Consider the following 14,402-nt stretch of genomic DNA (forward strand, 5'->3'; position numbering starts at 1 on the left):
CGGCAAGCGATCAGGGGCACGGCCACTACGGTGGCGCGGGCTCCGACCGCCAGTCCCAACGCCCACGCAGCGGCGATACCGGATGCGCAGAATCCCAGCGCACCTGAGCCCGTGGCAAGCCCGCAACGCCGTGCGCTTGGCCGACATCGTCCGAGATGCACTACTGGACAGGCGATCACGGGGAAACTATGCAACTGGCCTCTCGACCGATGCCGCCCTCAGTTCCCATGATCACCTGACCAGTTGCGGCTGGCGCCTGCATATCGGCACTACCCGGACACTGGCCGGTCAGTCGGCACGGTGTGGTTGTCCGACTTGGTATCTCACCGTTTGGCGTAGTCGGCGACACCCTGCCAGTCGATCATGACGCACGGTTCGTCGCCGACTATCCAGGCGTCGTGTCCGGGTGGGGCGATCATGAAGTCTCCTGGACCGAATTCCTGTTTCTCGCCATCGTCCATGACCACCATCATGTGTCCCGAGACGCAGTAGCCCATGTGCGGCGCCTGGCAGCTGTCGGTCTGTGCGATCGGCTTGACATGTTCCGACCACCGCCAGCCTGGTTCGAAAATCGCCCGACCTACTGCGCCGGCATCGAGGTTGACGAGATCGAGTTTGCCTTTGCCGTCCTCGAAGGTGCGGGTTTCCTCGGGCGAATCGAAACTCTTGCGTACCAGACCGGACATGATTGTTCTCCTAGCTACTGCTGTCCCCGCATTTCCGATGGATCGGCATCCGCACGGACCACATCGTCGGCATCGAAATGGCTGCGTCGCGGCATTCGCTGTTCGGCCATTGCCAGTCACCGTTCTTCGAGGTCGACTCGACGACGAGTGCACCGGCACTGTGTGCGTCGGCGACTCTCGATGCGACACCCACCCACCCGCAGTGCTGCCGTAACTTGCACACCCCCGAATATGGGGAGTGATGCGCATCACAGCCTACTCAGGCTGGCTCCAACCACAAGGCTGGTGATGACACCGATCCATCGAGCGGCTGGTGCCGCAGCGGGCGACCGATATCGAGCAAACCCTCGCCGACACCCATCGATCACCATTCGCCCTCGCGGAGATCCTCGTAACCTATTCAGCCCCAAGTCATTTCGTTCTTCACCACTTTGGCGCCCAGCTCGAGATTGGTGGCGCCGACGAGGTTCGGATAGCGCTGTTGCATGGCCGCGATCAGCTCGGCGCTGTTACTTGTTCGAGCGTCCGCGTCGTTGAAGGCAGCCAGGTAGTCGCGGGTGAACCGCAGCGCGTCGACTCCGTTGTTCGTGCCGCTCGCGGCGTGGCCTGCGATGACGACTTTCGGATTTCGCTCGATCATGGCGTCGAGCACCTTGATCCACTGTTGACGCTGGGGAAGGGTCGGCAGATCGGCCACCCAGACATGCTCTCCCGAATACACCAGATTGCCGCCGACGATGGCGTCCAGGCCGCCGATCCACAGATAGTAGTGATCGCCGAGATTCTCCGCGCGCACGATGTCGACCTTGTCGGCGCCAACCGTCAGGCTGTCTACCCGAGACGGTTCGGGGATGACCACTCCGGCGAGGTTGCGTGGCCCGTTGTCACCCAACTGCGGCGACCAGGTGGCAATCTTGATCCCGACATTCGCGTGGATCGCCGCAACGACGTCGTCCGGGCCGATCACCTTGACACCGGGAAACGCCTCGACCACCGGACGCAAACCGAAGTAGTAATCCGGATCGCTCGAAGAGACGAAGATCGTCTGCAGCGGCTTGCCGATCCGTTTGATCTCCTCGACCAGCGCCTGTCCGTCGGAGTAACGGAAGCCGCCGTCGATCAGAACGGATTCGTCGGCGCCGCTCAAAACCACTGGCGCTCTGGAGAATCCGGCCTCGTCGGCGCGAGCCGCCGACCACCGCAGCTCGGCGTCGGCCGATTCATGGTTCGAACCGCACGACGTCACCGTTGCCGCCAAAGCGAATACTGCAAGAAGCCTCGAGCCGATACGAGCCCACATGGAACAGTCCTCTCTCATTTGACGACCTCGATTGTCGCGGTGTGCAATTCGAGCGCGTGGCTGCCATCAGGTTTGGGGTACGACCACGTCAAATCGACCTTGCCCGCCCGATAGTTCTCGACATGACTGACCGTGTAGCCGGTCTTCGGCTCGAACCAGGTGATGAGATAAGCCTGCTCCCCTACCTTCGCGATCACCGGGTCCACGGTTTCCTCGCCTTCGCCGCCGGCCAGGTACTTGTAGGTCAGATGCTTACCGTCCGGCGTGAATCGCAGATCGAAAACAACGCCATTGTCGATCTGCACGACGAAATGCCCGCCGTAGGGCGTTGTTTCAGGGGTCCCCTCCGCTACGCCACCGGCGCCCAACAGCAGCGCGACCACCATCGCCACCAGGGCCGGACTCGCTGCTTTGGATACGATTGTGCCGCCTTCGGTCCGACGGCGACGCCGATCGTGCAGGAACTCGCGGATGCGCGGCACCATTGCTGTTGCAGCCATGCCTAAATCCTTTCCTCGATCATCGTCCGCGACGACGGCTACGATCAAGCTATCTTCCATGGAAGAGTTTTACAAGGAATCTTCCACGGAAGACAATGTGATATACCTTGCTTCGTGGCCGACGAGATGGACGAGTTGCTGAAAGACCCCCGCATCACCCTGTGGGGGCTGCTGGTGGAAGTCCACGCCGCCCTGGTCGAGCGGATCGACGGCGAGATCGAAGCCGCGGCCGGCGTGCCCGCGTCATGGTTCGAGGTGCTGCTGCGTCTGGCTCGGAGCGACGCGGACGCCGTGCGCATGACGGCTTTGGCGGAGATGCTGTCCTTCACCTCCGGGGGGTGTTCCAAGCTGGTCGACCGCATGGAAGCAGCCGGGCTCATCCGCCGCGAACCGGATCCGCACGATCGCCGGGTCGCTTTGGTGGCACTGACCGAGCAAGGACGGGAAGTCCTGTACCGAGGACTGCGAGTGCATGTCCCCGGCGTCCAACGACACCTGGTGGATCACCTCACCGCAGGCCAGGTGCGGCAGTGGGAGGTCCTGCTGCGCAGGCTCCGCGATGCGCTCACGGATGCCTCGACTGATCAATAGCGGCGGGGAAATGGGAGGGATCTCGGAAGTCATCGACGAGCTCGTCACCGCGCCGCGTGACATCATGGCGCCGCATCATGGCCGGAACACTTGCCCCTGCGAAACGCCTTCTACGGCAGCCACATACGTCTTGGCGACGTCGGCGGCAGGGGTGCCATCCGACGCGTCCATGCCGAGTTTCGCCAGCGTCTCGCTGATCCAACCCGGGCTGACGGCATTGATACGCAGCCCACGTGGCAGCTCGGCAGCGGCGTTTCTGACGAAACCCTCCAGGCCCGAGTTCACCAGTGCGCCCAAGGAGCCACCGGCCAGCGGTGACACAAAAGTACCGGCGGTCAGCGTGATGGAACCGCCGTCGCGCACGCTATGAATCGCACGCCGCGCCAAGGCAACCTGGCCGAGCAGCTTGTCGTGGAGACCTGCCGCGAACTCGACATCGGAGACCTGCTGCAGGTCCACCAGCGGCCCGCTCGCCGCACAACACACGACCGCGTCCAATCCGGTCACTTCGGCGAAGAGCGCGTCCAACGAGTCCATGTCGGCAAGGTCGACCCGCACCGGCCCGCTCCGCGCTGCCCGCACCACCTCATGGGAGTCCGCCAGCGCCTCGGCAACCGCACCGCCGAGCGTCCCACTGGCTCCGATCACAAGTACCTTCACACTTCGATCATGCCGCTGACGAGCGCCGCACAGCCACCGGGGTCAGTTGAGGGACTTCAGGACCGCGCGGTCGTAGGCGATGGTTTCGTCGAGGTTGCCGTGTAAAGCCTTGTTGGCCCAGTCCGGATTGGCCAGCAGGGCGCGGCCGACGGCGACGAGGTCGAATTCGTCGCGTTCGAGGCGATCGAGCAGCTGATCGATGCCCGACACGGCCGCCTGCTTCTGCCATCCGCCTGCTCCGACGAACTCTTGGTCCAGCCCGACCGAGCCGACGGTGATCGTGGTCTTGCCGGTGAGCTTCTTGACCCAACCGGCGAGATTGAGGTCGCTGCCGTCGAATTCGGGCAGCCAGTATCGGCGGGTGGAAGCGTGGAAAGCGTCGACTCCCGCGTCGACCAGCGGTGTCAAGATCTGCTCCAGCTCGCCAGGGCTCTGCGCGATCTTGGCCTCGTAGCTCCCGGACTTCCATTGGGAGAGTCGGAGAAAGAGCGGGAAACCGGGAGAGACCGCGGCACGCATGGCCTCGACGATCTCCACCGCGAACCGGGCCCGCGAGGCGGGATCGCCTCCGTAGCGGTCGGTGCGCTGGTTGGTGCCGCTCCACAGGAAGCTGTCGATGAGATAGCCGTGTGCGCCATGCAATTCGGCACCGTCGAATCCGAGACGCTCGGCCGCCGCCGCAGCGTCGGCGAATGCGGTGACCGTGTCGTCGATGTCGCGCTGCGTCATGGCCTTTCCGGTCGGGTCACCGGAAATCCCTACGCCGGAAGGGCTTTCAGCGGGCGGCTCGGTCGCGGTGCGTGCCACTCCGGTGTGCCACAGCTGCGGGATGATCCGGCCGCCTGCGAGGTGCACCTGCTCGGCGACGTGCGCCCAGCCTGCGAGCGACTGCTCGCCGTAGAAGTGCGGCACATTGTCGTAGGCGCTGGCCGCTTCGCGGTTGATGTAGGTGCCCTCGGTGATGATGAGACCCACATTGTTGGCTGCGCGGCGGGCGTAGTACTCGGCGACATCGGGTCCGGGAACGCCGCCCGGCGACATGTTCCGAGTCATCGGCGCCATCGCGATCCGGTTCGACACGGTCAGATCGCCGACCGTGAGTGGCCGATCCAGCAACCGGCGGATGCGGGTGGTGTCTACTGCCGAAGTCATGTCGTCTCCAGGGTCGGCGCGCCGAATCGCGGTCGGCTGCGGTATGGGGAAGCAGGGTACGAACGGGGAGCTCGAGGCTTCGAATAGTTGAGCAACTCAAGCAACTGCCTGACAGTACATCCTCAAGTACTTGATTCTGTCAAGCATTCCGTCCAGCGAAATGGGCGCGCTACCTCTGTGCAAAGCTTGAGTTCATCAAGTATTTGACATACCTTTGCACTGTGCCACGCTCCGCATCGGCGACCGCGCCGACCTCGCTCGATGTCATGGAGACCCTCACCGAGTTCTGCCGCGTCTATGTCCGGGATTTCCTCGCCGCCGCCCAGGGCCTGGACCTGACCTACAACCAAGCCAAGCTCGTCTGCCTACTGGTCGAACCGCGCGCAATGCGCGAACTGGCCGACGCCTTGTCCTGTGACGCATCGAATGTCACCTTGCTGATCGATCGACTCGAGCACCGTGGACTTGTCGAGCGGCACGTCGACCAAGCCGATCGCCGAGTGAAGAAGGTGGTCGCCACCGCCGAGGGCGTCGCGATCGCCAAGCAGGTGCGTGAGCAAATGCACGGCGCCCGCGCGGCGCTCGACTCCCTGAGTCCAGCGCGTCGACGCAGCCTGCAAAGCATCGTCGAGGAGTTGCACACGCACATGGTCAGCAACCCGGACTGACCCGAACCCCGGTCAGCTGAAGGGTTTCTCGTGGACGAATCGGGCGAGTGCGGCCGCGAACGCGCGGGCCTCATCCTCCGGCCACGCGGCCAGGTGCCGGTCGAGACGCTGAGCTAGACGCTCGCGCATGATCGCGATCGCTTGTTCACCGCCCTCGGTCAGGTTGAGCAGGGTCGCTCGCGCGTCGGCGGGATCGGGATCGCGGCGTAGCAATCCGGCTCGTTCCAGGCGAGTGGCGTGGCGGCTGGTCACCGAGCGGTCGAGGCCGATTTCGACCGCTAGCGCGGCCGCGCTGGACGGACCGCGGCGGGCCAATGCACTGAGCACTGGGTATGTCGCGGTGTCCACCGCAGGGTCTAGACCCCCGGCCAGTTCGGCGTAGATGCCCTCCCTGGTCCGGCGACGCAGTAGTTCGGCGATCGCCTCGGCGACCTGGGCGCCGATCCCTTGCTGTGCCATGTCTCCACAATAGCGTGCACCGTGCACGCACATTGTGTTACAGTTCGAAGCGTGCACGATGCACGCAAATGATCGAGGAGAGTAGCCATGACCACCACCGCCGGTATCGCCGCCGCGCTGACCGACCTGCTGTTCGATCGCCAGGTCGATCTCGACACCGCCTTCGCACGGCACTTCACCGACGACTACCGCCAGCGCACCGACGGCACATGGAGTGACCACGCAGAGTTCATCGAGCACATCACGCATCTGCGAGATGTCATCACCGACGGCCGCGTCGAGGTGCACGACGAACTGATCGTCGGCGACCGCTACGCCGACCGACACACCGTGTACGCCAACAAGATCGATGGCAGCGGGGTCGCGTTCGAGGTCCTGGTCTTCGCCGAACTCGCCACCGACGGCCGCTTCCGGCAAATCATCGAAACCACCACCATGATCTCGGGAGCAGCGGAAGACCAAAACCTCGGCAGCGCCCGCTGAGCATTCCGACCATTGTCGATGACCCGGGCCAGACATCCGGGTTCGTGTGCGGACTTGTTGAGCCGGGACTGGCAACTCGTCGCGGTCCATCGGGCTCGACCGGCGATGAACTCGGAACGGATATCTAGTCGGTGTTGCCGGCGCAGGTGGTGCCGGATTGCGGGGCGGACACATCGATTAGGTAGGCCGTTTCGGTGTCGCGGGCGCATTGGCTGTGGCCGAAGCCGGAGTGGCCTTCGCCGTCGACGGTGAGCAGGCGGCCGTTCTGCAGCATGCGGGTCAGGGCGACTGCGTCCTGGTAGGGGGTGTCAGGGTCGCCGGTGGTGCCCACGACGAGGATGGGTGCGGATCCGGCGGCTGACCATGGGCCTGCGTAGCGGCTGGCCCGGGGGGCGGGCCAGCGCTGGCAGGCGTTGGCGTGGGAGTGGTCGTAGCCGGGTGGGCCCCAGGCGGCGACCGGGCCCAGGCGTGGGGCGGCGGCTACGTCGAGGGCAAGGCGCGCTTGGAGTTCCAGGGTCAGCGGCGGGTAGATGCGGTCGGCGCATTCGACTGCCACGTTGGCGGCGAAGAAGTCGGCGAGGCGGCCGATCTTGCGTAGGGCGGGTCCGTCTCGATGCTCGGCAGCTTGCCGAAGCGAGTCGGCGATGGCGGGCCATGCCGCGCGGCCGCCGTTGACCTGCAACGTAAGTCCGTACGCGAGGGATGCCCCGTTGGCGACGACTTGACCGGTTTCATCGCGCACCGGGTTGTCGGTGAGATCGGCGATGAGGGCGTCGAGGGCGGCCCCTGGCCCGCCGCGCGCCGGATCGCCGAATTGGCACACCGTTCGATCGGTCGCACACCAGTCGAGGAATCGGTTGAGCGCGGCCTCCAATTCGACGTACTGGCCGTAGTCATAGGCGTACGGGTCGTTGGCGTAGGTCTCGGGGTTGTAAGCGCCGTCGAGCACCGAAGCCCGAATCCGTTGCGGGAACAGGTTGGCGTAGACAGCCCCAATCATGGTGCCGAAAGACACTCCGAGATAATTGATTTCGTTGTCCCCGACGGCGGCCCGCAGCAGGTCCATGTCCCTGGCCACGAATTCGGTTCCGATATAAGGCAATAGGTCGCCACTGCGCGCCTGGCATGCCGCATTGAACCGCGCGGCCGAGTCCTGCCCGCGTTCGAAGGCACCCGGCCGCCATTGGGCAGGCACCGTCGCCCACTCACTCTGCATCTCCTCGGCCGTCCAGCACTCGACTGCGCGACTCTTGCCAACCCCGCGCGGGTCGAACCCGACCACATCGAACCGCGCCGCAATCTCTTCCGGCATCGTGCTGATCACGCTGGAAACGAATCCGGCCCCGGAACCCCCTGGCCCACCGGGATTCACGAACAGGGACCCGATCCGCCGCGCTGGATCACTCGCCACATGCCGCCGCACAGCCAGTGAAATCGTCCCTGCCCCCGGATTGCGATAGTCGAGCGGCACGTCCGCCGTCGCACATTGATACCCGGGATCCCCACAGCTGGCCCATGCCAGCTCCGGCACCGCCACTCCCGGCACTCCGCCGGCCGGAGCGTCCGAGGATGCTACCGCCAGATGATCTCCGGCCCCGATGACCAGCACCATCGCCGTGAGGAGGATGACAGCTCGACTACGCCAGTGACGAAACACAGGTACCAGCATATTGATCTCCACCCGAATTGTGTTGCGTCCGAACCACCTCCATGACCGGACCGAACCCGGTCGACCGGGCGAGACAGGGCGAAGATCCACGTGCTGTCGCCCGGGCCGGCCTGCCGCTGTCGGATCTGTACTCCGTTCAACCGACAAACCCCCGATAACCTCACGGCCCTTCCTTCACCTTGACTACAGTGACGGCGTGGTCGACGAAGAAATCGATCGCAAATAAAAGATTTGCCACCATTAATCGCTCTAAGCAGTTTTGAGAAACCACAGAAGGAACCGAGCCATGGCGAACGAAACTTGGATCGAGCCCAAGAGTCACTACCAGGCGACGGGATCAGTATCCGGCGGCCGGATGACCAATGCCGAAGTCACCGACAACAACGGCCTCCTCAAAGATCGCGACCGTACTTTTGATTCCAAAGAAGACTTCTACCGATGGGCCAAAAAATCCGCAGGCATAAATTGGTGAGCGCCTAGCTTCATAGTAACGAGGATGGGTTACTCGGTGAGGACTCGGGCGAGAAGCATTGTGGCGGGGCCGAAGTCCGCTCGCTGATAGAAGGGTACTGAGAGGTCGGTTGGCGAGAGGACTATTCGGACGCAGCCGAGGTCCTTGGCGTAGGCGGTCAAGGCGTCGAGCAGAGCCGTGCCGACGCCTTGACTTCTGTGTTCCGCGAGGACGAATGCGTTGCCGAGATACCCCCATCGTGAGGCAGGGCGGCCTGGCTGGGGCATTCGTTCGAAGAGGGCTAGGTTGACCATCCCGACCGCGATCCCGTCGATCTCGGCCAGGAAAGTGGTCCGGCGAGACGACTCGGCCGCATACCACTGGGCGAATTGTTCGTCGAATCCGTTGTCTTCCACTGGTCGGCCTGCGTTTTCCGCTGACCATTGTCGGCGAAGCTGCGCCAGCGCAGGGATGTCGCGATCGTCGGTCTGCCGGATGGAGACAGCGCGGGTGACAGTCATCGGCCAACACTATCGATATCGGTGTTCGCCCTTCGGGGCGACTGATCGATCAACTCGATAAATGTGCGAGTTGGTGGTGTAGTTGCTGATTCTCTTCGGTCAGTTCGTGGATACGTTGATGGGCCAGTTCGAGGCGATGTTGCCAGGATTGTTCGGCGGCGCAGGGTGATTCGGCACTGATCGGGCGTTTCGGTAAAGCGGTCGTCGGGAGTGCCGGGGTCGGCGCGGTCTCGTCGAGCACATCGATGACAACAGCGTTGCCGCCCAATTGTTTTGCTCGATACATGGCCGAATCCGAACGGAGCAGTAGGTTCTGGGGCGTCGACCGGGTCTGCCGCTTCGTGCCCCAGGAAGGAGTGAACACCACAGCCCCCACGCTTGCGGTGACCGTGGTCGGCAGGTCCGACATCGTCTCGACCGCACCCCGCAGCCGCTCCGCCACCGCATAGATGGTCGCCCCGTCCAGCCAACCGACAACGACGAATTCCTCACCGCCGGTACGTGCGACGCTGGCCTCGGGTGGCGCTGCGGTACGCAGGCAGTCGGCCGTCCGCACCAGCACCTCGTCGCCGACGGAGTGTCCGAAGGTGTCGTTGACGGTCTTGAACCGATCGAGATCGAGTGTCACGGCAAAGATCTCGCCGCGACCACCGCCTTCGAAGAATTTCTCCCAATGACAGTCCAAGCCACGCCGGTTCAACAAACCGGTCAGCGGATCCGACAGCGCGTTCAGGTGGAGCAGCCAGTGAAAGAACTGCACGGTGGGGAGGACGAACGCGGTCACGAGAAGCATGATCAGCACGACCGCAACGCTCAGCGCGAGGTCGCCTCGGCCATGCTCGATATGCCCCGGCTTGCCGAGGAACAGCAGGGTCGCCAACAAGACGCTCGACAGCATTGACCATGCGACGTGCGCGGCCAGGATTCGTGGACCGTGGAAGATCGTCACATAGGACCCGGTCACCACGAGCAGACCGACGCCGAGCGCGCCGAGCAGCCGGTCTTGAACCATCGCGTTGTTGGCAGTGATGGCGATGTCGGCCAGCGCGACCCACACGATCGATTCGGTTTCCCGCGGCCACGGCAGTAGCCACCAGCGCAGGGTCCACGACCCGGCAAGAGTGGCAGTGAGGACCGCCTGCGTCAATCCCAGCGGCCCGGCCTGACCCGCAGGCGAAAATATGGACACCACCGTGATCAACAGCATCACCGTGCCCGCTGCGGCAACCGTGACCTTCATCCAGACGAGCCCGGAGTTGGCTTCGAGCGTCTCGATCAGCCAGGAGTAATCGACCCGGTCCTTCCACCAGGTCCGAAACATCGCTCGGCTGTTGGTCATCGAGATACCGCCCTATATCGGCAATACATCCCTGGGTCGATCGTGGTTGTGCGAACAACCAATTCTGGTAGCCGAAGAGTAACTGTTACGAGATGTTCCTGCTATCACAGTGATGGAGATCACCGTGCTCGCAGGGCATACTGGACTACCAACGATCGCGGGAGGAGCCTGCCGACGCGCGGCGGGGGTGTCCGTGGCTGCAGGTAGGTATGGACGGCGTGTCATGAGTGTGGAACCGACAGTGGTTTCCGACGATGTGGAACGAACTCGCTCACTGCTCGGGTCGTTGGTGGCACGGTTCGCCGCAGCCTGGGATGCCGCCGGTGCCCCGCCAGAGCTCGTCGAGTTCTTGCCGGACACACCGGATTTCCGGCGGCTGTGCCTGGTGGAGTTGATCAAGGTCGATCTCGAATACCGCTGGCTGCGCTTCGACTATCCGAAACGGCTCGCCGACTATCGCGGCGAGTTCGCCGAGCTGCGAGATATGCCGGTGCCACCCGATCTGATCTACGAAGAACTCCACGCGGTGCGCCGATCCGGGCGGGACGCGGGTCCGGCCGGACCGGAAACTGTCGCCGCACCCACCGAGCAAGCGACCGAGGTCGGCTATCGCAGCACGCTGATCGCCAGCCCTTGGGCACAGGAGGCACTGGAGGGGATCAACACCGGCGACCGAGTCGACGATTTCGATCTGCTCGTCGGGTTGGGCGCCGGCTCGTTCGCCAGGGTGTTCCTGGCTCGGCAACGCTCGATGCAGCGGCTGGTCGCGGTGAAGATCTCGCACAACCGCGGCAGCGAACCGGAGACGCTGGCCCAACTCGACCACAACTACATCGTGCGGGTCTTCGATCAGCGGTTGATCGAGGACGACGAGCTCAAATTGATGTACATGGAATACGTTCCGGGTGGCACCTTGCTCGGCGTGCTCGGCATGGTGCGCGCGCGGGAACCGGACCGCCGCGATGGCAGAGTGCTGCTGGACGCCGTCGACGGGGCGGTGCTGAGCACGGGCGGCATCGAACCGAGCGAGTCCAATGTCCGGGCCGAGATCGCGACCTACACCTGGCCGGAAACCGTTGCGTGGCTGGGCAGTCGATTGGCCACCGCACTCGACCATGCCGGTCGGCACGGCGTCCTGCACCGCGACATCAAGCCCGCCAACGTGCTGTTGACGGCCGAAGGAATCCCGAAGCTCGCCGACTTCAATATCAGCTTCAGCCACCACGTCGCGGGCACCAGTCCCCTGGCGTATTTCGGCGGCTCGCTCGCTTATATGTCGCCGGAACAACTCGCCGCCTGCCATCCCGAGTTGCCCGTCAACGCAGCGGATTTGGACGAGCGCAGCGACATCTATGCCCTCGGCGTGATGCTGTGGGAATTGCTGACCGGTCACCGTCCTTTCGATGACGAGGTCGGGATGGGCGAATCCGACACTGCGCTCGAGCGCATGCTGGAACTGCGCAAGCACGAGATCGACGCGCGATATCTGTCCGAACTGCCCCAGGACTGCCCGCCGACGCTGCGCCGCATCCTGCTGAAATGCCTTGCACCGCAGCGGGAAGACCGCTGGTCCACCGGCGCCGAACTGGCCCAGCAGTTCGCACTGTGCCTGGACCGCCGGGCACGCGATCTCGTCGATCCGCCGATCGGCAGCCTGCGGTCGAAACTCACCCCGTGGTCGCTGATGGCGATCGTCACGCTGGCAAGCACGATCGGTGGCGGCCTAGGCGTGCTGTACAGCAACCTGCACAACGGCCCGTTGATGGAATTGTGGCTCACGGCGGGCCAACAGGATCAGATGCGCGGAGTCAGTGCGTTGCTCGAGGTGCCCGTCCCCTTGACCGTCGCCATCGTGACCAGCTATCTGTGCCGCCGCGTCTTCCTGGTGTGGCGGGGGCTCCGGCGCGGAAAGCATTACGACGCACAGACTCTCGCGCTCACCAGAACAGACACCCTGCTGGATGGCGACCGCGTCGCGATGGTCGCCTTCGGCGGGTGGATCGTGTCCGCCCTCGCGTTCGTCGCCGGTTTCCTCGCCTACACCGATCTCAGTGCAGGCCAGCTCCTACACTTCATCGCCTCCCTCGTTGTGTGCGCGACGATCGCGGTCGCTTACCCCTTCTTCCTCGTCACGCTCTTCGTCGTCCGTTGCGTCTACCCAAGCCTGCTCAACCAAGGAGCGACGACGAGCGACCACGCCGACCTGCTCGCTCTCGGCAGGCGCTGCACCCGCTATCTCGCTGTGGCGGCGTCGGTTCCGTTGGTCGGCGTCGTCACCGGCCTGATGTTCTTGACACCGCAGGAGGTCCCGCTGGTCATCGATCCGATCCGATGGCTTTGCATCGCAGGCGTTCTCGGCTTCATCGGCAACTACTGGTTGTTCCGCCAACTGGAGGACGACCTACGCGCCTTCGACCGCGCCATCTCCGGCACCCTGTCGAGCGACCAAACCAGAGCGCTGGTCACCGACCGCGCCAGCCGGCCGGGTCGACGCCGCCGGGGATGGGGGCGGTCGGCGGGTAGGGCTCGCGGGTGAAGATGTAGCTGACCAGTTCGAGGTGTTCGACGGTGCCGTCCTGGTCGCGCACTGCCCGAAGCCGCTCGCCCGCGTAGTACCCGTCGAGGCCGATCCACGCGTCATCGCCGTCGGGGCGGAAGCGCGAGGTGCGGCCGCCGTGCGCGAGGGCCCGCAATTCCAGCCAGCCGTCTGCGCGCAGGTGCAGTGCGATGGACGCCGAGCCCCAGTACCAAGGACCGGTGAGCGCGAGCAGTTCCGGGTCGAAAGACGGTGCGGGCAGCCATTCTTCGGGCATGGCAGGCTCGTGTTCGGCCAGGATGTCCAGCATGGCCAGGTCGAGCTTGCCTCGAATGCCGCCGTAGGTGGTGTTGGACAGGAACAGCACGCCGGTGCGTTCGGCCGGATCGGCCCAGACCGTGGCGATGAATCCCGGCATCGCGCCGCCGTGCCCGAGCAGCCTGCGGCCGTTGTGCCGACACAGTTGGACGCCGAGCCCGTAGCCCTCGGTCCACGCGTCCTGGTCGATGACGGCGGCAGGCTCGCGCATCTCCTCCCAAGTGTCCTTGGCCAGCACCTCGCCGGTGTCGCCGCACAGGAAGATCGCCCAGCGCGCCAAATCGTCCGCCGTGGACCACAACTGACCGGCCGCGGCCATTGCGCCGTGGTCGTGTGCAGGCTCGGGCAGCACGACGTCTGCCCACGGGTGCACCGCCCACCCGGACGCGTGCGGAGCCACCGGCGACGGAGTCGTCCGGTCCATGCCGAGCGGCGCAAGCACCTCGGCGCGCACCGCGTCGAACCAGCTCTGCCCACGCAGCCGGGCGACCAGCTCACCGAGCGCGGCGTACCCCACATTGCTGTAGTGGTGTCGGCGGCCCGCCCGGTCCACCGTCGCCTCGCCGTCCATGCTGGCTGCCAGCTCGGCCCAATCGCCGCCCTTGGTGCGTTCCCACCACTCGCCGGGCGACTCGGCACGAACCCCTGCGGTGTGCGAAAGCAGTTGAGCGACGGTCCGATTCCCCATCGGCGCCCCGGGCACATGCCGCTCCAGCGGGTCCGACAGGTCCAGCTTGCCCTCGTCGCGCAGCCGCATCACCACCACGCCGACCATCGACTTGGTGATCGACCCGATCCGATACTGCGTGTCGGCGGTCGGTCGCCCCGCCGCAGCCCACCCGTCCGCTCGGCCCCGCGAATCCCACCAGGCCAGTTGGCCGTCCCGAACGACAGCGGCAACCAGCGAAGGCACCCGATACGTCGCCTGCTCCACCGCGAGCCGATGCGCCAACGCACGCTCGGTCGTCGGCAACAGCACACTTCCTGGCATCTGACACCTCTTCTTCGTCTGGTCGGGCGCGACGGCTGTCGCCGGGAACGTCCCGAGGGTAACGGCACGAGATTTGCG

The 14,402-nt window shown here is 64.7% G+C and carries 15 protein-coding genes; 5 read left to right on the plus strand and 10 right to left on the minus strand.

Going from position 1 to position 14,402, the window contains the following annotated elements:
* Positions 1-323 precede the first annotated feature (323 nt).
* The 3 genes from ACGFNJ_RS11335 to ACGFNJ_RS11345 all read right to left on the minus strand — a co-directional run bounded on the left by ACGFNJ_RS11335 (position 324) and on the right by ACGFNJ_RS11345 (position 2,546).
* On the minus strand, positions 324-686 hold the full coding sequence (locus ACGFNJ_RS11335) for a cupin domain-containing protein (RefSeq protein WP_393446105.1): 363 nt from the start codon (positions 684-686) through the stop codon (positions 324-326).
* 400 nt (positions 687-1,086) lie between these two features.
* On the minus strand, positions 1,087-1,932 hold the full coding sequence (locus ACGFNJ_RS11340; RefSeq protein ID WP_393446107.1) for an MBL fold metallo-hydrolase: 846 nt from the start codon (positions 1,930-1,932) through the stop codon (positions 1,087-1,089).
* A gap of 68 nt (positions 1,933-2,000) precedes the next feature.
* Positions 2,001-2,546 (minus strand): hypothetical protein, encoded by a 546-nt coding sequence (locus ACGFNJ_RS11345; RefSeq protein ID WP_393446109.1) that lies wholly within the window; start codon positions 2,544-2,546, stop codon positions 2,001-2,003.
* Between the two features lie 54 nt (positions 2,547-2,600).
* On the opposite strand from ACGFNJ_RS11345, the gene ACGFNJ_RS11350 reads away from it, so the two are divergent.
* Positions 2,601-3,077 (plus strand): MarR family winged helix-turn-helix transcriptional regulator, encoded by a 477-nt coding sequence (locus ACGFNJ_RS11350; RefSeq protein WP_393446111.1) that lies wholly within the window; start codon positions 2,601-2,603, stop codon positions 3,075-3,077.
* Positions 3,078-3,152: 75 nt separating this feature from the next.
* On the opposite strand, the gene ACGFNJ_RS11355 is transcribed toward ACGFNJ_RS11350, so the two are convergent.
* Together ACGFNJ_RS11355 and ACGFNJ_RS11360 are read right to left on the minus strand one after the other, a co-directional pair.
* Positions 3,153-3,770, minus strand: coding sequence for a short chain dehydrogenase (locus ACGFNJ_RS11355; RefSeq protein ID WP_393447796.1), 618 nt, complete (start codon positions 3,768-3,770; stop codon positions 3,153-3,155).
* Between the two features lie 9 nt (positions 3,771-3,779).
* Positions 3,780-4,889, minus strand: coding sequence for an NADH:flavin oxidoreductase (locus ACGFNJ_RS11360; RefSeq protein WP_393446113.1), 1,110 nt, complete (start codon positions 4,887-4,889; stop codon positions 3,780-3,782).
* A 221-nt stretch (positions 4,890-5,110) separates the two neighbouring features.
* Between ACGFNJ_RS11360 and ACGFNJ_RS11365 the strand changes: the two genes are divergently transcribed.
* Positions 5,111-5,557, plus strand: coding sequence for a MarR family winged helix-turn-helix transcriptional regulator (locus ACGFNJ_RS11365; RefSeq protein ID WP_393446115.1), 447 nt, complete (start codon positions 5,111-5,113; stop codon positions 5,555-5,557).
* Between the two features lie 12 nt (positions 5,558-5,569).
* Here ACGFNJ_RS11365 and ACGFNJ_RS11370 read toward each other — a convergent pair whose 3' ends face one another.
* Entirely contained in the window at positions 5,570-6,016 is a 447-nt protein-coding gene (locus ACGFNJ_RS11370; RefSeq protein WP_393446117.1) for a MarR family winged helix-turn-helix transcriptional regulator, read from the minus strand.
* 87 nt (positions 6,017-6,103) lie between these two features.
* Here ACGFNJ_RS11370 and ACGFNJ_RS11375 point away from each other — a divergent pair, with 87 nt between their 5' ends.
* Positions 6,104-6,499, plus strand: a complete 396-nt coding sequence (locus tag ACGFNJ_RS11375) for a nuclear transport factor 2 family protein (RefSeq protein ID WP_393446119.1) — start codon at positions 6,104-6,106, stop codon at positions 6,497-6,499.
* Positions 6,500-6,623: 124 nt separating this feature from the next.
* Here ACGFNJ_RS11375 and ACGFNJ_RS11380 read toward each other — a convergent pair whose 3' ends face one another.
* Positions 6,624-8,168, minus strand: a complete 1,545-nt coding sequence (locus tag ACGFNJ_RS11380; RefSeq protein ID WP_393446122.1) for an alpha/beta hydrolase — start codon at positions 8,166-8,168, stop codon at positions 6,624-6,626.
* A gap of 286 nt (positions 8,169-8,454) precedes the next feature.
* Here ACGFNJ_RS11380 and ACGFNJ_RS11385 point away from each other — a divergent pair, with 286 nt between their 5' ends.
* Positions 8,455-8,640, plus strand: coding sequence for a hypothetical protein (locus ACGFNJ_RS11385; RefSeq protein ID WP_393446124.1), 186 nt, complete (start codon positions 8,455-8,457; stop codon positions 8,638-8,640).
* Between the two features lie 29 nt (positions 8,641-8,669).
* Here ACGFNJ_RS11385 and ACGFNJ_RS11390 read toward each other — a convergent pair whose 3' ends face one another.
* Together ACGFNJ_RS11390 and ACGFNJ_RS11395 are read right to left on the minus strand one after the other, a co-directional pair.
* Positions 8,670-9,140, minus strand: a complete 471-nt coding sequence (locus ACGFNJ_RS11390; protein ID WP_393446126.1) for a GNAT family N-acetyltransferase — start codon at positions 9,138-9,140, stop codon at positions 8,670-8,672.
* Positions 9,141-9,189: 49 nt separating this feature from the next.
* Positions 9,190-10,479: a diguanylate cyclase gene (locus ACGFNJ_RS11395; protein WP_393446128.1), complete on the minus strand. Its 1,290-nt coding sequence runs from the start codon at positions 10,477-10,479 to the stop codon at positions 9,190-9,192.
* 223 nt (positions 10,480-10,702) lie between these two features.
* Between ACGFNJ_RS11395 and ACGFNJ_RS11400 the strand changes: the two genes are divergently transcribed.
* The gene (locus tag ACGFNJ_RS11400; protein ID WP_393446130.1) at positions 10,703-13,015 is read left to right on the plus strand and encodes a serine/threonine-protein kinase; all 2,313 of its coding nucleotides are present in this window, start codon (positions 10,703-10,705) and stop codon (positions 13,013-13,015) included.
* On the opposite strand, the gene ACGFNJ_RS11405 is transcribed toward ACGFNJ_RS11400, so the two are convergent.
* Complete coding sequence (locus ACGFNJ_RS11405) at positions 12,942-14,324, minus strand: serine hydrolase domain-containing protein (RefSeq protein WP_393446132.1); 1,383 nt, start codon at positions 14,322-14,324, stop codon at positions 12,942-12,944. The genes ACGFNJ_RS11400 and ACGFNJ_RS11405 overlap by 74 nt on opposite strands.
* Positions 14,325-14,402 lie beyond the last annotated feature (78 nt).

The organism is Nocardia sp. NPDC049149, assembly GCF_043197455.1.
Taxonomy (GTDB): domain Bacteria; phylum Actinomycetota; class Actinomycetes; order Mycobacteriales; family Mycobacteriaceae; genus Nocardia.